This window comes from Salmonella sp. SAL04214, from assembly GCF_046550615.1.
Taxonomy (GTDB): domain Bacteria; phylum Pseudomonadota; class Gammaproteobacteria; order Enterobacterales; family Enterobacteriaceae; genus Salmonella; species Salmonella enterica.
On the sequence record NZ_JBGDXT010000003.1, the window covers coordinates 213,962 to 234,432 of the forward strand.

Consider the following 20,471-nt stretch of genomic DNA (forward strand, 5'->3'; position numbering starts at 1 on the left):
AGTTTTTGAAGTTCAATTTGCAAAGTGTATCGCACTTCGGCCCGCCACGTAAAAATGTCGGTGGATAACTGGCGTAAATGTCGTCAATTAGCCGGAGAAATAGCTAAAGCTGATGCTTTTTAAGCAAGGCGCGAAACTGGTGGTAGGTGAGCGCCAGCAAATCGGCGGCTCGTTTCTGGTTAAATTTCGCCTGCTGTAAGCTACGTTGCAGCAGCGCTTTTTCCTGTTGCAGTTGAAACTCCCGCAAGTTGAGCGGCAGGTCAGGCGTGGCGGATGCCGATGGCAGGGCGGGCGTGGGCGGTTCGGCGGGATGGCGTTGAAAAGGATCGATAACAATTTCATCCAAAGGATGTTCACTGCTGCCGTGGCGATACACTGAACGTTCGACTACGTTTTTCAGCTCGCGGACATTACCCGGCCAGGCGTAATGCAGCAACGTTTCTTTTGCCCGATCGGTAAAACCGGGAAATAAGGGCAGACGTAGCTCACGACACATCTGAATAGCAAAATGCTCGGCCATTAGCATAATATCGCTCTGGCGTTCGCGCAGCGGCGGCAGTTGTACAACGTCAAAAGCCAGCCTGTCGAGCAGATCGGCACGAAATGTCCCTTCCTTCACCATGGCGGGTAAATCGGCATTAGTGGCGCATACTAATCGCACATTAACCTGTAACGGCTGGCTGCCGCCGACGCGCTCTAGCTCGCCATATTCAATCACCCGCAGCAGCTTTTCCTGTACCAGCATCGGCGCTGTCGCCAGTTCATCCAAAAACAGCGTGCCGCCATCGGCGCGTTCAAAGCGACCGGGATGACGTTTTTGCGCCCCGGTAAAAGCGCCCGCTTCATGACCAAACAGTTCGGAGTCCAGCAGGTTTTCGTTAAGCGCCGCGCAGTTAAGCGAGATAAGCGGCCCCTGCCAGCGTGAAGAGAGATAGTGCAGGCGATTGGCGATAAGCTCTTTACCCGTACCGCGTTCGCCAATAATCAGCACTGGCTTATCCAGCGGCGCGAGCCGGGAGACTTGTTCCAGTACTTCAAGAAAACGGTTTGCCTCGCCGAGCAGGTTATCTTTAAATTCAGCCATGATGAAAATCGCCACTTGTTAGTGTTTTTCACCACTTTATCCTTTTTTGCTGGCGAGGTAAAACGAAATAATTCCTTTACTATCAGTAGCATGAAAAGTTGGCACGTAAATTGTATTAATCATGTGGCAGGGCATCGCCCGTTATCAGAACATTATGTGAGGATTGAATTATGGGTATTTTTTCTCGTTTTGCCGACATCGTGAACGCCAATATCAATGCGTTGTTGGAAAAAGCGGAAGATCCGCAGAAGCTGGTGCGCCTGATGATTCAGGAGATGGAAGATACGCTGGTGGAGGTTCGCTCGAACTCCGCGCGTGCTTTAGCGGAAAAGAAACAGTTATCCCGTCGTATTGAACAGGCTACGGTTCAGCAGGCCGAGTGGCAGGAAAAAGCGGAACTGGCTCTGCGCAAAGATAAAGACGATCTGGCGCGCGCCGCATTGATTGAAAAACAAAAGCTGACTGATTTAATTGCTACGCTTGAACAGGAAGTCACGCTGGTGGATGACACGCTGGCGCGCATGAAGAAAGAGATTGGCGAGCTGGAAAACAAACTCAGCGAAACGCGCGCTCGCCAGCAGGCGCTGATGCTGCGTCATCAGGCGGCGAGTTCTTCCCGCGATGTCCGTCGTCAGCTTGACAGCGGCAAACTGGATGAAGCCATGGCGCGGTTTGAATCCTTTGAACGTCGTATCGATCAAATGGAAGCGGAAGCGGAAAGCCATCGTTTTGGTAAGCAGCAATCGCTGGACCAACAGTTTGCCAACCTGAAAGCCGATGATGAAATCAGCGAGCAGTTGGCGCAGTTGAAAGCCAAAATGAAGCAAGATAATCAATAATGACAATGGCGGCGCCGGTACGCGCCGTCGCTCATCAGCTTTAGGTGTAAGGAGAACGCATGAGCGCGCTATTTCTGGCCATCCCGTTAACCATTTTTGTGTTGTTTGTGTTACCGATTTGGCTGTGGCTGCATTACAGCAACCGTGCCGGTCGGGGAGAACTGTCGCAAAGCGAGCAGCAACGCTTACTGCAACTCACAGACGATGCGCAACGTATGCGCGAGCGCATTCAGGCGCTGGAAGACATTCTTGATGCAGAGCATCCGAACTGGAGAGAGCGCTAATGGGTGGAATCAATCTGAATAAAAAACTATGGCGTATGCCGCAAAAGGGCATGGTGCGTGGCGTTTGCGCCGGGATCGCCGACTACCTTGATGTACCGGTAAAACTGGTGCGTATTCTGGTCGTGCTGTCGATTTTCTTTGGGCTGGCGTTTTTTACCGTAGTGGCCTATATCGTTCTGTCTTTTGTACTGGACCCTATGCCGGATAATCTGGCCGCAGGCAAACCGCAGCCGACCAGCGGCGAACTGCTGGATACCGTAGACAGAGAGCTTGCCGCAGGCGAAAAGCGTTTGCGAGAAATGGAACGCTACGTCACGTCAGATACGTTCACACTGCGTAGTCGTTTCCGTCAACTGTAAGTGATATATCGGGAAGGTGAAGATGAATACTCGCTGGCAACGCGCCGGGCAGAAGGTGAAGCCCGGCTTCAAAATAGCAGGTAAGCTGGTTCTGTTGACCGCGTTACGCTACGGGCCTGCCGGCGTGGCGGGATGGGCGGTAAAATCCGTCGCCCGTCGTCCGCTAAAAATGTTGCTGGCGTTTGCGCTGGAGCCAGTACTTCGTAAGGCGGCGAATAAAATTTCGCAGCGTTACAAATAGCGAGTCTGGTCATAATATTTCGTTAAGCTCTGGCGTATAGTGTGTGCGAAATACATTACGTGTCAGGACGGAAGTATGTTGAAAAAAGGAATATTTGCGTTAGCGTTATTCATAGCCATGCCGCTTTATGCCGCAGAATACTGGATAGATGTCCGCATTCCGGAACAATATCAGCGTGAGCATATTCAGGGCGCGATTAATATCCCATTGAAGGAGATTAAATCTCATATCGAAACGGTAGTTCCAGACAGGAACGATACGGTAAAGTTATATTGCAACTCCGGGCGACAGTCGGGCATGGCAAAACAAATGTTGCTTGATATGGGGTATACGCACGCGATGAATATGGGCGGCATCAGTCGTCTTGATATGCCGAAAGTAAAAAAATAGATAATCTATTGCTCAATACTCATACTAACCGCGGCGCTTAATGCGCCGTTGTTGATCTCTCCGGGTAGTTGATAATAACGTTTTTGCACATATCTATAACGCAGGCTCGTTATTATTTTTTCTTCTCTTCAGGCTCAACAGGATGTCAATGAAGCGACTTAAAACTGAACTCAACGCGCTGGTCAATCGTGGGGTAGACAGGCATTTGCGTCTTGCCGTAACCGGGTTGAGCCGCAGCGGTAAAACAGCGTTTATCACGGCGATGGTTAACCAGTTGCTTAATGTCCACGCGGGCGCGCGCTTACCGTTGCTCAGCGCGGTACGTGAAGAACGCCTGCTTGGTGTAAAGCGTGTGCCTCAACGTGATTTTGGTATTCCCCGTTTTACCTACGACGAGGGGATACTTCAGCTTTATGGCAATCCTCCCGCCTGGCCCACACCGACGCGCGGCGTCAGTGAGATTCGGCTGGCGTTGCGCTATCGCTCAAACGACTCGCTGCTGCGCCATTTTAAAGATACCTCGACATTGTATCTGGAGATTGTGGACTATCCAGGGGAATGGTTACTCGATCTGCCCATGCTGGCTCAGGATTATTTAAGTTGGTCCCGTCAGATGAACGGCTTGTTGCAAGGGCAACGCGCTGAGTGGGCCGCAAAATGGCGGCAACTTTGCGACGGGCTCGATCCGCTGGCGCCCGCCGATGAAAACCGGCTGGCGGAGATTGCCGCCGCCTGGACGGATTATTTGCATCAGTGTAAATCGCAGGGATTGCATTTTATTCAGCCTGGACGGTTTGTTTTGCCGGGCGATATGGCGGGTGCGCCAGCGTTGCAGTTTTTCCCGTGGCCGGATGTGGACGCCTTCGGCGAGTCAAAACTGGCGCAGGCGGATAAACAGACCAACGCTGGAATGCTGCGCGAACGCTTTAACTACTATTGCGAAAAAGTGGTCAAGGGGTTCTACAAAAATCATTTTCTACGCTTTGATCGCCAGATTGTTCTGGTCGACTGTCTGCAACCGCTTAATAGCGGGCCGCAGGCGTTTAATGATATGCGTCTCGCCTTAACGCAGCTGATGCAAAGTTTTCACTATGGCCAGCGGACTCTGTTTCGTCGTTTGTTTTCGCCGGTGATTGATAAATTGCTGTTCGCCGCGACGAAAGCCGACCATGTCACCCTCGACCAACATGCCAATATGGTGGCCTTGCTCCAGCAGCTTATTCAGGATGCCTGGCAAAATGCCGCGTTTGAAGGCATTAGTATGGATTGCCTGGGGCTGGCGTCGGTACAGGCGACCACCAGCGGCGTGATTGAGGTCAACGGCGAAAAAATCCCGGCTTTACGTGGAAACCGTTTGAGTGACGGCGCGCCGTTAACCGTGTACCCCGGCGAAGTGCCTTCGCGTTTGCCGGGACAAGCGTTTTGGGATAGTCAGGGTTTTCAGTTCGAAGCCTTTCGTCCGCAGGTGATGGATGTTGATAAACCGTTACCGCATATTCGTCTGGACGCTGCGCTGGAGTTTTTAATAGGAGATAAGCTGCGATGAGCGAACCGTTAAAACCGCGTATTGATTTTGCAGAACCGCTAAAGGAGGAGCCTACGTCGGCCTTCAAAGCGCAGCAAACTTTCAGCGAAGCGGAGTCGCGTACATTTGCGCCTGCAGCTATCGATGAGCGCCCGGAAGACGAAGGCGTGGCAGAAGCGGCGGTCGATGCCGCGCTGCGCCCCAAACGCAGCCTGTGGCGTAAAATGGTGATGGGAGGACTGGCGCTGTTTGGCGCGAGCGTGGTCGGGCAAGGCGTACAGTGGACAATGAATGCCTGGCAAACTCAGGACTGGGTCGCTTTAGGCGGCTGTGCCGCAGGCGCGCTGATCGTTGGCGCTGGCGTGGGATCGGTGGTCACGGAGTGGCGGCGATTATGGCGCTTGCGCCAGCGGGCGCATGAACGCGATGAAGCGCGTGAACTGTTACATAGCCATAGCGTCGGGAAAGGTCGCGCATTTTGCGAAAAACTGGCGCAGCAGGCGGGGATTGATCAATCACATCCGGCATTACAACGTTGGTATGCCGCTATTCACGAAACGCAAAACGACAGGGAAATCGTCGGTTTGTATGCGCATCTGGTACAGCCGGTACTTGACGCGCAGGCGCGACGTGAGATTAGCCGTTTCGCCGCGGAATCGACTCTGATGATCGCCGTCAGCCCGTTAGCGTTGGTGGATATGGCGTTTATTGCCTGGCGTAATTTACGCCTGATTAACCGTATCGCAACGCTATATGGCATTGAACTTGGTTATTACAGCCGCCTTCGTCTGTTCCGTCTGGTGTTGCTGAATATCGCATTCGCGGGAGCCAGTGAGCTGGTGCGTGAAGTCGGTATGGACTGGATGTCTCAGGATCTGGCCGCACGCCTGTCCACGCGCGCGGCGCAGGGGATTGGCGCAGGTCTCCTTACCGCTCGACTGGGAATAAAAGCGATGGAGCTATGTCGACCATTGCCGTGGATCGACAACGATAAACCACGTCTCGGTGATTTTCGTCGTCAGCTTATCGGTCAGCTAAAAGAGACGCTGCAAAAGAGTAAGTCGTCGCCTGAGAAATGACCTTCCACAGGGCGCTGACTGCCTGGCTTTACGCCGCAGCGCCCGTTTTTCCGTCATGCTGTCAATATTTGTTGACAGAATCCTTCCTGCCAGCCGAATAGTGGCTTATCATCTATTTAATGGTTCATTATTCAGGTGAAGGTTCCCATGCGTCTGGAAGTCTTTTGTGAAGACCGACTTGGTCTGACCCGCGAATTACTTGATTTACTGGTGTTACGTAGCATTGATTTACGCGGAATCGAGATTGATCCCATTGGGCGAATTTATCTTAATTTTGCTGAGCTGGAATTCACCGACTTTAGCAGCCTGATGGCCGAAATCCGCCGTATTTCCGGCGTAACGGATGTCCGTACCGTTCCCTGGATGCCGTCTGAACGTGAACATCTGGCCCTGAGCGCGCTGCTTGAGGCGTTGCCGGAGCCGGTGCTCTCATTGGATATGAAGAGTAAAGTGGAGATGGCGAACCCGGCGAGTTGTCAGCTTTTTGCCCAGAACCAGGAGCGAATGCGGCACCATACCGCCGCACAATTAATCAACGGTTTCAATTTTCAGCGCTGGCTGGACGGTAACCCGCAAAGCTCCCATAACGAACATGTCGTAATCAACGGGCAAAACTTCCTGATGGAGATTACGCCGGTACATTTACAAAACGAAAATGACGAATACGTGTTGACCGGGGCGGTCGTGATGTTGCGTTCCACGATTCGTATGGGGCAGCAGCTACAGAATTTGTCCACGCAGGATCTGAGCGCGTTTAGTCAGATTATTGCCGTGAGCGCAAAGATGAAGCACGTCGTTGAGCAGGCGCGCAAACTGGCGATGCTCAGTGCGCCGCTGCTGATTACCGGCGATACGGGAACCGGCAAAGATCTTTTCGCCTATGCCTGTCACCAGGCAAGCCCTCGTTCAGCGAAGCCGTATCTGGCGCTCAACTGCGCTTCAATCCCGGAAGATGCGGTAGAAAGCGAACTATTTGGCCATGCGCCGGAAGGTAAAAAAGGTTTCTTTGAACAGGCGAATGGCGGTTCGGTGCTGCTGGATGAAATTGGCGAAATGTCGCCGCGTATGCAGGCGAAGCTGCTACGTTTTCTCAATGATGGTACGTTCCGTCGCGTCGGCGAAGATCACGAAATTCATGTTGATGTCCGCGTTATCTGCGCCACGCAGAAAAATCTGGTGGAGCTGGTGCAAAAAGGACTGTTCCGCGAAGATCTCTATTATCGACTTAACGTTCTGACGCTTAATTTGCCGCCGTTGCGCGATTGCCCGCAGGATATTATGCCGTTGACCGAACTGTTCGTGGCGCGTTTTGCCGACGAACAGGGCGTTCCGCGACCGAAACTGTCTGCCGATCTGAGTACGGTTCTCACTCGTTACGGCTGGCCGGGTAACGTTCGCCAGCTTAAAAATGCGATTTACCGGGCGCTGACGCAACTGGAAGGGTATGAGCTGCGTCCGCAGGATATCCTGCTGCCTGACTACGATGCCGCGACGGTGGCAGTCGGCGAGGATGCGATGGAAGGCTCGCTGGATGACATTACCAGTCGTTTTGAACGTTCTGTCCTGACCCAGCTTTATCGTAGCTATCCGAGTACGCGTAAACTGGCGAAACGGTTGGGGGTATCGCACACCGCGATTGCTAATAAGCTGCGTGAATATGGTCTGAGCCAGAAGAAGGGTGAAGAGTAGAAAAAAGAAGGCCTCCGGATAGAGGCCTTCTTGTGACAAAAGAGCACCGCCTGTAGCACTGACAAACGTAGCGCCAGCAGGCGCCGGCTTATGCCTTCAGGACATTAAGCGCGGCGTCGTAATCCGGCTCGTGGGTGATTTCATCCACCAACTGGCTGAAAATAACGTTGTCGTTTTCGTCAAGCACGATGACTGCGCGCGCCGCCAAACCTTTCAGCGGGCCGTCAACGATTTCGACGCCGTAGTTTTTCAGAAACTCGTTATTACGCAGAGTGGAAAGCGTAATAACGTTGCTCAGGCCTTCCGCGCCGCAAAAACGCGACTGTGCAAAAGGCAGGTCAGCAGAAACGCACAATACGACGGTATTCTCCACTTCTGTGGCCAGTTGATTAAACTTACGAACTGATGCGGCGCATACGCCAGTATCAATGCTTGGGAAAATATTCAGCACTTTGCGTTTGCCTGCATATTGGCTGAGGGAAACGCCAGACAAATCTTTTGCGACAAGAGTAAAAGCCTGTGCTTTGCTACCAGCCTGCGGAATAACGTTGGCAACGGTGACCGGGTTACCCTGGAAATGTACAGTCTGTGACATAATTATGTTCCTATTTACTTATAGTTAACGTCGAAATCCAGTTTAAGTCATTATTCATTAACACGGCAAATACTATTTGTAGCAAGCCGCGTCCGGCGCTATCAGAGGGGAAGAGATGAGATCTGTTAAGGTATATGAGGAAACCTGGCCGTTACATACGCCTTTTGTTATCGCGCGTGGTAGCCGAAGCGAAGCGCATGTTGTCGTTGTCGAACTGGAAGAAGAGGGCGTAAAAGGCATCGGGGAATGTACGCCATATCCACGTTATGGTGAAAGTGATGCCTCGGTCATGGCGCAAATCATGAGTATTGTGCCTCAGTTGGAAAACGGGCTGACTCGCGAAGCATTGCAGAAACTGTTGCCGGCAGGCGCGGCGCGCAACGCGGTGGATAGCGCCTTATGGGATTTGCAGGCCCGCCAGCAGCAGCAAAGCCTTGCCGGGCTGCTCGGCGTGACGCTGTCCCCGGTTTTTACTACCGCGCAAACGGTAGTGATAGGCACGCCGGAACAGATGGCTGCCAGTGCGGCGGCACTATGGGAAAAAGGGGCGACGTTACTGAAAATCAAACTTGATGCTCGTCTGATTAGCGAACGTATGGTGGCGATCCGCTCGGCGGTGCCGGAGGCGACGCTCATTGTGGACGCCAATGAATCGTGGCGTCCGGAGGGGCTGGCGGCGCGTTGCCAGTTACTGGCGGATCTGAATGTCGCGATGCTGGAGCAACCGCTGCCCGCGCAGGATGACGCCGCCCTGGAAAATTTTATTCATCCGTTGCCCATCTGTGCAGATGAGAGCTGCCATACTCGCAGTAGTCTGAAAGCCCTGACGGGGCGCTACGATATGATCAACATTAAGCTGGATAAAACCGGCGGTCTGACCGAGGCGCTGGCGCTGGCAACGGAGGCGCGGGAGCAAGGATTCGGCCTGATGCTGGGCTGTATGCTCTGTACATCAAGAGCGATTAGCGCCGCGCTGCCGCTTATGCCGCAGGTGAGCTTCGCCGATCTTGATGGCCCAACATGGCTGGCGGTTGATGTTGAGCCCGCGCTACGCTTTACGACGGGTCAACTCCATCTTTAGGATGCCAGCGGAGCAGATTCGACATCGCCAGCAAGTATTTTTCGCTGGCTTCATCGGCGGAAACAGGGGGAAACTCGGCGGTAATGCAGTGCAGGTTGAGGTCGGCGCACCAGCTGCCAAACGAACCGGGCGTTTCGTAACCTACGCTGGTCACCAGCGGCAACGCAAACGCATCGGCCAGCCACTCGCCTAGCTCGCTGCGACGTGGATCTTCAATGCAGGCCAGCGGATCGTGAAAAGAGACGACCCAGGCGGGTTGGAGTCGATGAATTAACTGGCAAAGCGCCTGGGTTTCCGGTTCTGAGCCGGGATGGTCGCCGGTTAGCAGCACGACATCACGCTCTTGCGCGCGGCTATTCCAGCGATAAACTGTCTCACCCGCTTTCCAGTTGGCGGCGGGAAAGTTACGGTTTAGATCAATGCCATTCGCATTTGCCCTTAACCCCAGTTGACAGCCATCAGGATTAACGGCAAGTACGACATGATGACGGCGAAGGGACGGATTTAAGGTGCGTAACGCACAGGAGAGCGTCACCACGGATGAGGTTTCATCCCCGTGGGTGCCAGCCAGTATCAGACCGCTTTCGCGATTGGCGGCAGGCGCCGGAAACCAGATTAGCGGCGCGCCTAGTAGCGAACGTCCATAATGTTCAGTGCCTGGCGGAAATGCGCCGCGCTCGGCACGGGGGCGGGTGACAGTCATACGCGTTTCCCGAAGCTGAGACCAGTAGGGTAATCATCGTAGTGTTGTGTAAAACCCGCCGATTATCAAATGGTTTCTATTTACCCTCTTGTATGGCGCGATATCAACTTTCTGGCGGAAGATAATTGCATTTCTTTCTGCTGAAACAAATAATTACGTTGTCATTTAACTCATCTTTGAGGAACTTCTATGAGGCATTCTGTTTCAGTAACCTGTTGTGCGCTGTTGGTTAGCAGCTTTTCCCTGGCATATGCTGCGGATGTCCCCGGCGGAACGGTACTGGCAGAGAAACAAGAACTGGTGCGTCATATCAAAGATGAGCCCGCTTCGTTAGATCCAGCGAAAGCCGTTGGGCTGCCTGAAATTCAGGTGATCCGCGATCTGTTTGAAGGGCTGGTTAACCAGAACGAAAAGGGTGAAATTATCCCTGGCGTCGCCAGCCAGTGGAAAAGCAATGATAATCGTATCTGGACGTTTACGTTGCGGGATAATGCGCAATGGGCCGATGGAACGCCGGTGACCGCCCAGGATTTTGTCTATAGCTGGCAACGCCTCGTTGATCCCAAAACGCTTTCCCCCTTCGCCTGGTTTGCCGCTCTGGCTGGCATCACTAATGCGCAAGCCATTATCGACGGTAAAGTCACGCCGGATCAGCTTGGCGTCAGTGCCGTGGACGCGCACACTTTGCGTGTTCAGCTTGACAAGCCGTTGCCCTGGTTTGCCAGTCTGACCGCCAGTTTTGCCTTTTATCCGGTCCAAAAAGCGAATGTCGAAAGCGGCAAAGACTGGATGAAGCCGGGAAAACTGATCGGCAATGGCGCGTATGTGCTTAAAGAGCGCGTGGTAAATGAAAAACTGGTGGTCGTGCCTAATACGCATTACTGGGATAACGCGAAAACGGTACTGCAAAAAGTGACATTTTTACCCATTAACCAGGAATCGGCTGCGACGAAACGTTATCTTGCCGGTGATATTGATATCACCGAATCTTTCCCTAAAAATATGTACCAGAAATTATTGAAGGATATTCCAGGGCAAGTTTATACGCCGCCGCAATTAGGGACTTATTATTATGCGTTTAATACGCAGAAAGGGCCGACGGCGGATTCCCGCGTTCGTCTGGCGCTAAGTATGACCATTGATCGCCGTTTGATGGCGGAAAAAGTCTTAGGTACCGGTGAAAAACCGGCCTGGCATTTTACACCGGATGTCACGGCAGGATTTAAGCCCGATCCTTCACCGTTTGAACAAATGAGTCAGGAAGAACTTAACGCCCAGGCGAAAACATTGCTGCGTGCAGCAGGCTACGGATCGCAGAAGCCGCTTAAATTAACTCTGCTTTACAATACCTCAGAAAACCATCAGAAAATCGCAATTGCGGTGGCGTCAATGTGGAAGAAAAATCTGGGGGTGGATGTGAAATTGCAAAACCAGGAGTGGAAAACGTATATCGACAGCCGGAATACCGGTAATTTTGATGTTATTCGCGCCTCCTGGGTGGGTGATTACAACGAACCGTCGACTTTCTTATCCTTATTAACGTCCACGCATACGGGGAATATTTCACGCTTTACTAATCCGACTTATGACAAAATCCTGACGCAAGCGACGATGGAAAATACCGCCGAAGCGCGTAACGCGGATTACAATGCAGCGGAGAAAATTTTAACGGAACAAGCGCCTATAGCGCCTATTTATCAGTATACCAATGGCCGGTTAATTAAACCGTGGGTAAAGGGATACCCCATTACTAACCCGGAAGATGTGGCCTATAGCCGTACAATGTATATCGTGAAGCACTGATGCGTACTGGTTTCTTGTTAACTCAAGGTAACCACGCCCGCCGCCTGATGCTGGCAGAAGGCATGGGGATTAAGCGAGCGCCTGATGCCGCCGTTCTCATTGCTGTGTTTTCAGCCAGGCGGCAATATCCTGTGTCGGCAGATGATGTTGTGCATTCCAGGTGTCACTCATCGGCCACCACATACCGTCACCACGCGCGAAGGCAACGCGATAGCGCAGCATTGGGTCATGCGGATGTAAACGGAGCTGCTCCTGTAAGTCAGGTAGCGTCAATACGCCTCGGGTAAAGGTTTGCTGCGTCATGCGTTCGACCGTTTCCGCCAGTTTTGCATAAGAGGTCGTTTCCCCCGCGACAAAGACGACTTCGTTAGTGATACGCGGCTGATGCAGATAAATTTCAGTGGTCAGGCGACCAATATCCGCAGGCGACGTGACGGTGACCTGCATTTCCCATCCGCCGAGGGCATTGATGGTTTTTTGGGCTAAGTTGACCACATCAAAGGCCGGTTCGAAGAGAAAAGAGGTAAATATACCGGTTGAAACAATCACCCACTCCGTGACGTTTTGCTCGCGCAAAAGCGTCCTGACATCATATTGTTCGTCCCACACCGGCTGGCCGCTGCCTTTGCCGACCACATCGTAATTCACGCCAAACTGCCAGGGGAAATAGCGTTTAACGCCCGCCTCCAGTACCGCGCGGGTGATTTTTATCTGGGTACCCGCACCGGCGACAAACCCCATACAATTGATGATCGTATCAAAACCGTGGAATTGATCTTTTAACGCTGCAACCGAACTGTCTGCGATGTCGACCGGGATAAACCGCGCACCGGCATCCGCCAGTTGTTGATGAATGCTGGAACGTCGTTTGCTCTGTTTATCCCTGGATCGCCCTGACACAATAACGCAAACGGAACCATTACGCTGTGTGACCGCCGGAACCAACGACGCCAGCACTGACGTCCCCAGTTGTCCCGCGCCCAGCACCAATACTTTTTTACCTACCTGATTATTGGATTGTTTCATTTGCACCTCTCTGTGTTGATTCACCTGTAGATAGAGATTACGTCAGGGATCTGCGTTCGATAAGACGCCGAAGACGGGTTAGACTGTTCTGATAAATGGGATAATTGGGGGGGGGGGAAAATGGACAAGCTGGAAGCGATGCAGGTCTATGTTTGCGTAGTGGATACCCATAGTTTTATCAGAGCCGCCGAAGTGCTGGGCGTGCCGCGCTCAACGGTATCGCGGGTGGTTAAAGAACTGGAATCCTGGCTTAAGATTCAGCTTTTGCAACGTACAACTCGCAAACTTAGTGTGACCGCAGAGGGGCGGCGTTACTACGAAGAGTGCAAAAGAGTACTGGCAGATATCGCGGCCATGGAGTCGTCATTTCCCGGCCGGGCGGCACAACCCAAAGGGCGTTTTAAAGTGGGGATGCCGCAATCTCTCGCCCGACATTGCATTATTCCCACGCTCCCGGCCTTTTTACGCCAGTATCCGGAGCTGGAGCTGATACTTTGTTCCAGCGATAGCGTGGAGGATATTATCCTTCAAGGGTATGACTGCGTGATTCGGGCCGGCAGGATCGATGATTCCACCACGCTGGTTGCCCGTCCGCTCGCCAGTTTTAACTGGGTGATAGTAGCATCGCCCACTTACATTGAGCGTTACGGTAGCCCTGAAAATTTAGATGATCTGCAAAAACACCATGCGGTCGGCTACCTGAACCACCGCACCGGGCGTACCACCGACTGGTTTTTTACGCGTGAGGGGAAGGATTACGCGATGCGGGTGCAGGATATGCTGGTTGTCGATGATACGGACGCTTATATTCAGGCCGGAATACAGGGGCTGGGGTTAATTCGCGTCGCCAGCTATCTGGTTGCGCCGTATCTGCACAGCGGGGCGCTGGTGACCTGCATGGACAACCATTCTTACGATTTGCCGCTTGCGCTGGTCTATCCGCAAAACAGGTTTCTGCCGCCTGCGGTACGCGCTTTTTATGACTGGTGCAAAACGGCGCTGAGCCAGCCGGCGCCTCTTCGCTAAAAATATTATTCCGGATATCGCATTGCCTGTTCAGAAAACTTTTTCACAGACGGTCAAAATGACGGTACTGGTTTTTGACGCATAAGTAAAAGGCATTATCAAACAGGGGGCTACACGGCGAGGATATAGCAAGCACTGAACGTTTGGATGCAATAAAAAATCTGTACAACTGTTATTAATGAACTTTTTGTATAAATATAATCGGATTTAACAATACTCATTGTACCTGTATTTTGCTCTTATCATGGCGTCTTTACGACGAAAGGGTGCTTTAGCGTGGAATATTCAATATTAAGTAACAACCTTAAAATGCCTATGGTGGGTTTTGGTGTTTTTAAGGTAACCGACAAAGAAGAATGTCAGCAGTCAGTGTTAAGCGCTATTCGCAGCGGTTATCGTCTTATCGATACCGCTGCGGTATACGGCAATGAAGATGCCGTTGGTGACGCTGTTCGTGAAGCCATCGCGACAGGTCTGTGTACCCGTGAGGAGTTATTTATTACTTCTAAACTGTGGGTGCAAGATATGGCTAACTACGATCTGGCCAAAGCAGGTATTGAAGCGTCGCTGAAAAAATCCGGGTTAGATTATTTTGATCTCTATTTATTGCATCAGGCAATGGGCGATTATTTTAGCGCGTGGCGCGCGCTGGAAGACGCTTATGAAGCCGGTAAACTAAAAGCCATTGGCGTGTCCAACTTCTATGCGCATGTGTTAGCCAACTTCTGTGAAACCGTCAGAATTACGCCAATGGTAAACCAGGTCGAATTGCATCCATACTTTGCACAACCCGCCGCGCTGGAAACCATGAAGCATTATAACGTTCAGCCTGAAGCGTGGGCGCCGTTAGGCGGCGGGAGACATAAACCGTATGAAAATGTCATGCTTCAAAGGATTGCCGATGCCCATCAAAAAACCATCGCGCAAGTTGTCCTGCGTTGGAACGTGCAGCGTGGCGTCACGGTTATTCCTAAATCCACTCGACAGGAACGTATTGAAGAGAACTTTGCCATCTGGGATTTCTCACTAACGGATAACGAAATGGCTCAAATCAACGCCCTTGATTTAGGCTACGTTGGCGAAGCGGTGAAGCATTTTAATCCTGAATTTGTTCGCGGTTGTCTTGGCGTTAAAATCCACGATTGATCCCGGCGCTTGCGGATGTTTTCTCGCATGAACAGCTTCTAACACGGTTGCCGGAGCGTAGACGGCAACCGTGTGATATTCGCCTGGCCGTCAGGCGCCGAAGGCACCATCGATGGTGTGCATCGCGCCGGTGACGAAAGAGGCTTCCGGGCCGGCAAGCCATGCCACCATTCCAGCCACTTCTTCAGGTCTTCCGTGTCGTTTGATTGCCATGAAACTGTGCATCAGCTCTTTCATGGGGCCATCTTCCGGATTGATGTCGGTATCAATGGGGCCTGGCTGCACCACATTTATCGTAATCCCGCGGGGGCCAAAATCACGGGCCAGGCCGCGCGCCAGCCCTTGCAGGGCTGATTTACTGGCGGCGTACGCGGCCATTCCCGGTACGGGCATCCGATCGCCATTCACGGAACCGATAATAATAATGCGTCCACCTTCCGGCATGTTGCGGGCTGCTTCGACTGACGCATGGTAAGGCGCATGGATATTAATGCGGAACAAACGATCTATCGCATCGCTATCTTGTTCCAGCGCATCGCCGAAGAGAGCCACGCCCGCATTGACGACCAGAATATCCAGCGGTCCGTACTCACGCACGAGGCTGATGACGGCATCACGATCGGCGCTATCCGTCTGGATGGCGGTGCTTCCGGTTTCCACTGCCAGTTTTTCGGCGGCTTCACGCGATCCGGCGTAGCTGAAAACGACCGATGCGCCGTCAGCGCTAAAGCGTCGTACAATAGCCGCGCCGATACCACGACTTCCCCCTAAAACCAGTACAGATTTGTTGCGAAATAGCGTCATCAGGATGTCCTTTATGATATTGTAGTAGCCACTACAATATGCGTAATGAAATCATGCCGTCAAGGAGTTATGTAGTGATGACTACAAAACATAGCCGAACACCGGGTCGTCCTCGCCAGTTCGATCCGGAGCAAGCCATTGAAACCGCTCAACACTTATTTCATTCGCGCGGCTACGACGCGGTGAGCGTAGCGGATCTGACAAAAGCGTTCGGGATCAATCCTCCCAGTTTCTATGCGGCGTTTGGCAGCAAGCTGGGGCTGTATACTCGCGTATTAAAGCGTTACAGGATGACCGACGCGATTCCGCTCGGGGCGCTTCTGCGTCACGATCGCCCGACCGCGAAGTGCCTTATCGATGTGCTGATGGAAGCGGCAAGACGTTACGCTGCCGATCCTGATGCCACTGGGTGTCTGGTTCTGGAGGGCGCACATTGTAACGATAAACCGGCACGAGAGGCCGCCTGCGAGTTTTACATCGCTGCTGAAAACCTGATTCGCACTTATGTCGCCATGCGGTATCCGCAAGAGGCTGACCGGACGACGGACTTTATGGGGACGCTAATGGCGGGGCTTTCCGCCAAGGCGCGAGCGGGGTATGGCCTGGAGCGTCTTCAGGAGAGCGTGCTTCTGGCTGGGGATGTGCTGGAGCGATTACTGCCGGATTAACGCAGCGCATCAAAAAACCTGAGCCAGTCAGATACGGACAAACAGGGAGCAATAGCCCTAATCATCCATCTTGCCGTTGCGGTATTCGGTAAAGTACATCAAAAATAGAGGTGCCAGGGAAACGAGAAATGCAAAAATGTAGTCTTATTACGGTACTTAGCTTATCAGTGTTGATGCTAGCCGGATGTACAACGACCTATACCATGACGACCCGGACGGGAGAGATTATTGAAACGCAGGGTAAGCCGGAGGTTGACACCGCAACCGGAATGACGAAATACGCTGATGCTTATGGTTATCATCGCGTCATTAAAACCAGTGAAATAGTGCAGACGACAGAAGGCGCATCGAAGCTGGACTGGTAATGCGCTAAAGCAGTTGGGAGGCCGTGTCCAGTATGGGTACCGGACGGTTTCTGGGCCAGAATTGAATAGAGCGCCTGTATAGCCGAATTCCGGGTATCGGCTTGATTTGTGTTGTCAGTTATTTGGTTGTTCCCTGTATAGTGAAGATAAACAGTACTCATGGCTAACGGTCTGTTTTGGATTGCTAACTATCCCGGATTCTGCGCGTTTTGTTTAGTCACAACCGTGGTTAAGAATATTTTGGGTCAGACTTACACGCCGGGTATTAAGATAATCCGTCGCATAGAGAGCTTGATCGGCATCATTCGGTTCAAGAAGAAACGGCGTGACTTTAGGTATGAGATCAGCAAACAGGTTATATTGATCCACAGAGGCAAAATGCCGGGTAGCGCTGGCCCAGGGCATTCGCATCAGCTCTGCGTAAGAAGGGGATAGTTGAACTGGTAAATCAAATTCTTTCAGATTAGCAAGCATCTCCTTATTCATATAAAATGTGACCCTGTTTCGCGAAAAGGTGTTAAGCACTGCCTTCAGTCGTTTAACTTTTGCTTCTTTACTCATGCTATTATCAAAAAAACGTGGTGAAAGCATAATAGCAATCGATGCATTTGATGAAATAACATTATGTAGTGGTTTCAGGGCTACAACAATCTGATCGTTTGTGAAGATACGCTGCGTACCAAAGGAGGTAGTATAGTTTCCACCCAGCCAGATCACATAATCTGTTGTTTTGAGGGGAAGGGCTTTTTCCGGTATATTACCCCTGTCAGGTGCCACTGTTTCAATTGCTAGTGAGTCTTGTCCCCAGACATTATTTATTTTAGAACTCAAAAAATTATATTCTGAAATGTTCCTTAGTTTTAGTAGAGTTATCTGTGAGCGGGTAAAAAAGAGATTGAATCTCACTTTATTCTGCAATTGCCGAAGTAATCTGAGCGTGTTCTGATCGATCAGATGACTATACAGACCAACCGTTTTTCCGGAAAGTATTGCTGAGGCATTGTTCGCAAGAAGCATTTCTTTTATAGCTCCTTGCCCAATAATCAGTACGCAACGGTATTTTTCTGGTCTGATTTTATCTATGGGGATATCGGTAAGATTGACCAGGTCAGGAGTGCCATGCCGCCAATTATCATGAATGACTGTGGCTCCGGAGGCGTCTCCTCCGGCTCCCCTGGTGATAATAAGAGGAGGGTGGGTACTGGCATGTGCGATATACGAAAAACAAGCTACCATTGCTAGCGCTGTGTTTCTGATGGTTGTATACATATCGTCTGCCCTGATTTCGAAAATATGAATAATGTCTCCTCTTATAATGTACATCAAAAAGAGAGCATTTTAATTAAACGTTATCTCAACGAGATAAAAGGTTAGCACAGTAAAGTATAGAGAGAATGTAATCATACCAACATTATAGATGTGGGAGCATGAAGGCCCTGCAAGCCGCCCGGCCAGCATACTCCCATTAATAGTTAAAGTATGGACTTTGCTTTTACCGTAAACTGTAGCCAATATTACCTGATCACTACACCGTACAGTACTGTCAGAAATCTGTCCCCGGCGTCGCGTGCACGCAAGTTATTTTCTCAATCCTTTCAAAACGTTAATTTATTTAATAGTCACTTATTTTATCAGAATCAATACTGAGAGTTTTATTACCGCTCTGAAAAGAGAAGGCTTTTCAGATGAAATACGTGGATGGTACGAAGTCATTACAGTACAGGGATGTAATAATAAAGATCGACAATGGATTCATTATTCTGTTGCTTTTGGACGGATGCCAAATGGAAGTATTCAATATCTTCTCCTTCTCTCCTGATAAGATTCAGTTTTGGCAATATACACATATATATTGTATTGGAAAATTGTTGATATTGTTCCTTATGACCAACGAAATGGAATTTTGCATATTTACCACATTTTATTACCCTCGACATGGGGATTTTGCCTCCATCGACGGAATTATGTTCCATACCAAAAAAACTGCTTACGGCGATGACCTGGTCTTTGGTATTATCCGGCTTAAAAGACGAGAGACAATAAACATTTTCGCCCCACGTTCTGAGCGTCTCATGAATGATTTTCCATTTTATAGGTGACGCTTTTTTAGGAAGGTCATTTGTTGCGATCTGATGAGATGTTTGAAATCCGAAAATTTCTTTTGACGTAAGCTGACAAATTTCGAACTGATAATGCTCATCACAGTCAAGCCAGTAGGGAGGCCGTAGGTTTCTGAGATCCCAGAAATCAGCCTTGCGATAGTTATTGGGATTGACGCCAAATGTTTTTTTGAACTCTCGACTATAGGACTGCACTGAATCAAACCCCATTCTGAACGCGATATCTGTGACCGACTGAGAGGTCAGCTTTAGCAGAGTGGCGCTTCTGCTCAACTTGCGTTGTCTGATATATTTTCCGATAGAGACGCCACACTTTTCTTTAAAAAAATCCTGCAAACTCCTTCGCGAATAACCTGTTATAACAACCAGCTTTTCAATATCAATCCTCTCTTCAAGATTTTTTTCTATTTGCTCTAATACTGAGATTATTATGGCTTTTTTCATCATCATTCCTCTTTATTGAAGCCGAAAATATAAACATTTAAGGTGTTTGACATACTGTGTAATTAAACTGGTGGGTGGTTGTTAGCTTTTCTGGCAAAACAAGAAAGATTTAAATTGCTTGACGTTTCTGAATAAACTTTACACTTGAAGATCGGCTTTTGCCAGTAAAGCTAAGTAATTAGCATGGCGAAGGGCATAATTTCACAGGCGGTTAAAATGATTGAATAACCCTGAATTTTTAGCCCGTGAGATTATAAATCTCGTAATTATTTCTAATGAATAAAAGGGAATTGTTTTGTACTTCAAAAGATCTTTATTAGCGTTAGCGATTTGTGCATCCGTGGTCTCAGTAGAGGCGGTGGCGAATATCAGAGCCAATGATATGGCTTCTTCTGCTACGCCTGCTTCTGTTGGTCACCGTCCTGTGGCAACGACTAATGCAAAAAAGATAGAAGTGTCTGGGGAACTGACGACCGGTTCAACCCTCCAGATAGCGGATGTTTTTATTGAGGATGAGGATGGGGATCTCTTATCGCTGGATAAAATGAATAATGCCGACGATATTAAATGGTATCTGGTGGATAATGAGGCCGCCGATCCTTCTGGAATCCCGGCGGCAACCGGGACGGCTTTTACCATTCCTGCTGATGCAGGCGGTAAAAAAATTAAAATCGTTTACCGGATTAAGACGGCAACGGGGACGCCGGATAGTGCATTCTTGCCTGCCACTGTCTTATTAACTTCTGCATCTTCTGGGGTGAGCGGCGACTCCGCCGCAGATGGTACAATTTCTAATAAGCTACGTTCTGTCACTATCAATGTGGTGAATGAAAGTGGTAAACCGACTGATAAACTCAACGGTACCAATGACGCCAACACTCCAGTGGTAGGCGGCACCCTTGAAGCGGTACTGGAATGTGTCGCCACAGCGGCGGCTGAGTGTGAGGTCAGTAATTATAACTTTACCTGGCAGATGGCGGATGCCGGGACACCAGATAAGTTCACCGATCTGAATAATACCAACGCTGAAAAACATAAATATATTATTAAGGGAACTGAGCAGAATAAACTGTTCCGTGTCCACGTTACGCCTAAAACGACGAAAGCCACGCCGGAGAATAAACGCGCTATCCGTCGCTGATGGTTATCGCCAAATAAACATCTTATTTAAATACTCCCTCTGCCAGGCAGGGGGATATA

At 50.5% G+C, this 20,471-nt stretch carries 22 protein-coding genes; 15 read left to right on the forward strand and 7 right to left on the reverse strand.

Translation table 11 applies throughout. The features are described from left to right. Nucleotides 1-103 precede the first annotated feature (103 nt). Nucleotides 104-1,084, reverse strand: coding sequence for a phage shock protein operon transcriptional activator (gene pspF, locus ACLJQD_RS06820; protein WP_001747565.1), 981 nt, complete (start codon nucleotides 1,082-1,084; stop codon nucleotides 104-106). A gap of 170 nt (nucleotides 1,085-1,254) precedes the next feature. On the opposite strand from pspF, the gene pspA reads away from it, so the two are divergent. The 8 genes from pspA to tyrR all read left to right on the forward strand — a co-directional run bounded on the left by pspA (nucleotide 1,255) and on the right by tyrR (nucleotide 7,490). Beyond that, nucleotides 1,255-1,923, forward strand: coding sequence for a phage shock protein PspA (pspA, locus tag ACLJQD_RS06825; protein ID WP_000511009.1), 669 nt, complete (start codon nucleotides 1,255-1,257; stop codon nucleotides 1,921-1,923). A gap of 59 nt (nucleotides 1,924-1,982) precedes the next feature. Then, nucleotides 1,983-2,207 (forward strand): envelope stress response membrane protein PspB, encoded by a 225-nt coding sequence (gene pspB / locus ACLJQD_RS06830; RefSeq protein ID WP_001274953.1) that lies wholly within the window; start codon nucleotides 1,983-1,985, stop codon nucleotides 2,205-2,207. Beyond that, a complete protein-coding gene (pspC, locus tag ACLJQD_RS06835; protein ID WP_000508938.1) occupies nucleotides 2,207-2,566 on the forward strand; it encodes an envelope stress response membrane protein PspC in 360 nt (119 codons plus the stop codon). Before pspB ends, pspC begins: the two co-directional genes overlap by 1 nt. 22 nt (nucleotides 2,567-2,588) lie before the next feature. Further along, nucleotides 2,589-2,807 (forward strand): phage shock protein PspD, encoded by a 219-nt coding sequence (pspD, locus tag ACLJQD_RS06840; RefSeq protein WP_001097607.1) that lies wholly within the window; start codon nucleotides 2,589-2,591, stop codon nucleotides 2,805-2,807. Nucleotides 2,808-2,882: 75 nt separating this feature from the next. Further along, nucleotides 2,883-3,197 (forward strand): thiosulfate sulfurtransferase PspE, encoded by a 315-nt coding sequence (pspE, locus tag ACLJQD_RS06845; RefSeq protein ID WP_000913428.1) that lies wholly within the window; start codon nucleotides 2,883-2,885, stop codon nucleotides 3,195-3,197. Nucleotides 3,198-3,345: 148 nt separating this feature from the next. Then, the gene (locus ACLJQD_RS06850; protein ID WP_000825860.1) at nucleotides 3,346-4,743 is read left to right on the forward strand and encodes a YcjX family protein; all 1,398 of its coding nucleotides are present in this window, start codon (nucleotides 3,346-3,348) and stop codon (nucleotides 4,741-4,743) included. Beyond that, entirely contained in the window at nucleotides 4,740-5,801 is a 1,062-nt protein-coding gene (locus ACLJQD_RS06855; protein WP_001294472.1) for a TIGR01620 family protein, read from the forward strand. Before ACLJQD_RS06850 ends, ACLJQD_RS06855 begins: the two co-directional genes overlap by 4 nt. 147 nt (nucleotides 5,802-5,948) lie before the next feature. Beyond that, the gene (gene tyrR / locus ACLJQD_RS06860; protein ID WP_001235484.1) at nucleotides 5,949-7,490 is read left to right on the forward strand and encodes a transcriptional regulator TyrR; all 1,542 of its coding nucleotides are present in this window, start codon (nucleotides 5,949-5,951) and stop codon (nucleotides 7,488-7,490) included. An 88-nt stretch (nucleotides 7,491-7,578) separates the two neighbouring features. On the opposite strand, the gene tpx is transcribed toward tyrR, so the two are convergent. Continuing rightward, nucleotides 7,579-8,085 carry a thiol peroxidase gene (tpx, locus tag ACLJQD_RS06865; RefSeq protein ID WP_017441294.1) on the reverse strand — a complete coding sequence of 169 codons (507 nt, stop codon included), beginning with the start codon at nucleotides 8,083-8,085 and terminating at the stop codon, nucleotides 7,579-7,581. Nucleotides 8,086-8,200: 115 nt separating this feature from the next. Here tpx and ycjG point away from each other — a divergent pair, with 115 nt between their 5' ends. Beyond that, nucleotides 8,201-9,166, forward strand: coding sequence for an L-Ala-D/L-Glu epimerase (gene ycjG / locus ACLJQD_RS06870; protein WP_001258068.1), 966 nt, complete (start codon nucleotides 8,201-8,203; stop codon nucleotides 9,164-9,166). Here the strand turns inward: ycjG and mpaA are convergent. Then, nucleotides 9,141-9,869 (reverse strand): murein tripeptide amidase MpaA, encoded by a 729-nt coding sequence (gene mpaA, locus ACLJQD_RS06875; protein ID WP_000219107.1) that lies wholly within the window; start codon nucleotides 9,867-9,869, stop codon nucleotides 9,141-9,143. The genes ycjG and mpaA overlap by 26 nt on opposite strands. A 189-nt stretch (nucleotides 9,870-10,058) precedes the next feature. Here mpaA and ACLJQD_RS06880 point away from each other — a divergent pair, with 189 nt between their 5' ends. Further along, nucleotides 10,059-11,672, forward strand: a complete 1,614-nt coding sequence (locus ACLJQD_RS06880) for an ABC transporter substrate-binding protein (RefSeq protein ID WP_001216563.1) — start codon at nucleotides 10,059-10,061, stop codon at nucleotides 11,670-11,672. 96 nt (nucleotides 11,673-11,768) lie between these two features. Here the strand turns inward: ACLJQD_RS06880 and ACLJQD_RS06885 are convergent, their stop codons facing one another. Continuing rightward, entirely contained in the window at nucleotides 11,769-12,698 is a 930-nt protein-coding gene (locus ACLJQD_RS06885; RefSeq protein WP_017441295.1) for an aromatic alcohol reductase, read from the reverse strand. A 120-nt stretch (nucleotides 12,699-12,818) separates the two neighbouring features. On the opposite strand from ACLJQD_RS06885, the gene ACLJQD_RS06890 reads away from it, so the two are divergent. Both ACLJQD_RS06890 and ACLJQD_RS06895 read left to right on the forward strand, forming a co-directional pair. Continuing rightward, nucleotides 12,819-13,724 carry a LysR family transcriptional regulator gene (locus ACLJQD_RS06890; RefSeq protein ID WP_017441296.1) on the forward strand — a complete coding sequence of 302 codons (906 nt, stop codon included), beginning with the start codon at nucleotides 12,819-12,821 and terminating at the stop codon, nucleotides 13,722-13,724. A gap of 276 nt (nucleotides 13,725-14,000) precedes the next feature. Beyond that, the gene (locus ACLJQD_RS06895) at nucleotides 14,001-14,870 is read left to right on the forward strand and encodes an aldo/keto reductase (RefSeq protein ID WP_000456775.1); all 870 of its coding nucleotides are present in this window, start codon (nucleotides 14,001-14,003) and stop codon (nucleotides 14,868-14,870) included. Nucleotides 14,871-14,960: 90 nt separating this feature from the next. Here ACLJQD_RS06895 and bdcA read toward each other — a convergent pair whose 3' ends face one another. Continuing rightward, nucleotides 14,961-15,674 carry an SDR family oxidoreductase gene (gene bdcA, locus ACLJQD_RS06900; RefSeq protein ID WP_017441297.1) on the reverse strand — a complete coding sequence of 238 codons (714 nt, stop codon included), beginning with the start codon at nucleotides 15,672-15,674 and terminating at the stop codon, nucleotides 14,961-14,963. Between the two features lie 77 nt (nucleotides 15,675-15,751). On the opposite strand from bdcA, the gene ACLJQD_RS06905 reads away from it, so the two are divergent. Together ACLJQD_RS06905 and ACLJQD_RS06910 are read left to right on the forward strand one after the other, a co-directional pair. Beyond that, nucleotides 15,752-16,342, forward strand: coding sequence for a TetR/AcrR family transcriptional regulator (locus ACLJQD_RS06905; RefSeq protein ID WP_000208473.1), 591 nt, complete (start codon nucleotides 15,752-15,754; stop codon nucleotides 16,340-16,342). A gap of 128 nt (nucleotides 16,343-16,470) precedes the next feature. Beyond that, nucleotides 16,471-16,707, forward strand: a complete 237-nt coding sequence (locus tag ACLJQD_RS06910; protein ID WP_001168016.1) for a YgdI/YgdR family lipoprotein — start codon at nucleotides 16,471-16,473, stop codon at nucleotides 16,705-16,707. Between the two features lie 213 nt (nucleotides 16,708-16,920). Here the strand turns inward: ACLJQD_RS06910 and ACLJQD_RS06915 are convergent, their stop codons facing one another. Both ACLJQD_RS06915 and ACLJQD_RS06920 read right to left on the reverse strand, forming a co-directional pair. Next, entirely contained in the window at nucleotides 16,921-18,030 is a 1,110-nt protein-coding gene (locus tag ACLJQD_RS06915; protein ID WP_017441298.1) for a hypothetical protein, read from the reverse strand. 389 nt (nucleotides 18,031-18,419) lie between these two features. After that, nucleotides 18,420-19,277, reverse strand: coding sequence for a GyrI-like domain-containing protein (locus ACLJQD_RS06920; RefSeq protein WP_010989022.1), 858 nt, complete (start codon nucleotides 19,275-19,277; stop codon nucleotides 18,420-18,422). 289 nt (nucleotides 19,278-19,566) lie between these two features. On the opposite strand from ACLJQD_RS06920, the gene zirU reads away from it, so the two are divergent. Continuing rightward, on the forward strand, nucleotides 19,567-20,412 hold the full coding sequence (gene zirU, locus ACLJQD_RS06925; RefSeq protein ID WP_017441299.1) for a two-partner-like secretion system exoprotein ZirU: 846 nt from the start codon (nucleotides 19,567-19,569) through the stop codon (nucleotides 20,410-20,412). The last annotated feature ends 59 nt before the right edge of the window (nucleotides 20,413-20,471 follow it).

What these genes read in the sequence shown, in the direction of transcription:
- pspE (WP_000913428.1), top strand. Translation starts at nt 2,883, where the DNA reads ATGTTGAAAAAAGGAATATTTGCGTTAGCGTTATTCATAGCCATGCCG.
- ACLJQD_RS06885 (WP_017441295.1), bottom strand. Translation starts at nt 12,698, where the DNA reads ATGAAACAATCCAATAATCAGGTAGGTAAAAAAGTATTGGTGCTGGGC.
- pspA (WP_000511009.1), top strand. Translation starts at nt 1,255, where the DNA reads ATGGGTATTTTTTCTCGTTTTGCCGACATCGTGAACGCCAATATCAAT.
- pspB (WP_001274953.1), top strand. Translation starts at nt 1,983, where the DNA reads ATGAGCGCGCTATTTCTGGCCATCCCGTTAACCATTTTTGTGTTGTTT.
- ACLJQD_RS06920 (WP_010989022.1), bottom strand. Translation starts at nt 19,277, where the DNA reads ATGATGATGAAAAAAGCCATAATAATCTCAGTATTAGAGCAAATAGAA.
- ACLJQD_RS06850 (WP_000825860.1), top strand. Translation starts at nt 3,346, where the DNA reads ATGAAGCGACTTAAAACTGAACTCAACGCGCTGGTCAATCGTGGGGTA.
- ycjG (WP_001258068.1), top strand. Translation starts at nt 8,201, where the DNA reads ATGAGATCTGTTAAGGTATATGAGGAAACCTGGCCGTTACATACGCCT.
- pspD (WP_001097607.1), top strand. Translation starts at nt 2,589, where the DNA reads ATGAATACTCGCTGGCAACGCGCCGGGCAGAAGGTGAAGCCCGGCTTC.
- bdcA (WP_017441297.1), bottom strand. Translation starts at nt 15,674, where the DNA reads ATGACGCTATTTCGCAACAAATCTGTACTGGTTTTAGGGGGAAGTCGT.
- tpx (WP_017441294.1), bottom strand. Translation starts at nt 8,085, where the DNA reads ATGTCACAGACTGTACATTTCCAGGGTAACCCGGTCACCGTTGCCAAC.
- ACLJQD_RS06915 (WP_017441298.1), bottom strand. Translation starts at nt 18,030, where the DNA reads ATGTACATTATAAGAGGAGACATTATTCATATTTTCGAAATCAGGGCA.
- ACLJQD_RS06910 (WP_001168016.1), top strand. Translation starts at nt 16,471, where the DNA reads ATGCAAAAATGTAGTCTTATTACGGTACTTAGCTTATCAGTGTTGATG.
- pspC (WP_000508938.1), top strand. Translation starts at nt 2,207, where the DNA reads ATGGGTGGAATCAATCTGAATAAAAAACTATGGCGTATGCCGCAAAAG.
- ACLJQD_RS06890 (WP_017441296.1), top strand. Translation starts at nt 12,819, where the DNA reads ATGGACAAGCTGGAAGCGATGCAGGTCTATGTTTGCGTAGTGGATACC.
- ACLJQD_RS06855 (WP_001294472.1), top strand. Translation starts at nt 4,740, where the DNA reads ATGAGCGAACCGTTAAAACCGCGTATTGATTTTGCAGAACCGCTAAAG.
- mpaA (WP_000219107.1), bottom strand. Translation starts at nt 9,869, where the DNA reads ATGACTGTCACCCGCCCCCGTGCCGAGCGCGGCGCATTTCCGCCAGGC.
- tyrR (WP_001235484.1), top strand. Translation starts at nt 5,949, where the DNA reads ATGCGTCTGGAAGTCTTTTGTGAAGACCGACTTGGTCTGACCCGCGAA.
- ACLJQD_RS06905 (WP_000208473.1), top strand. Translation starts at nt 15,752, where the DNA reads ATGACTACAAAACATAGCCGAACACCGGGTCGTCCTCGCCAGTTCGAT.
- pspF (WP_001747565.1), bottom strand. Translation starts at nt 1,084, where the DNA reads ATGGCTGAATTTAAAGATAACCTGCTCGGCGAGGCAAACCGTTTTCTT.
- ACLJQD_RS06880 (WP_001216563.1), top strand. Translation starts at nt 10,059, where the DNA reads ATGAGGCATTCTGTTTCAGTAACCTGTTGTGCGCTGTTGGTTAGCAGC.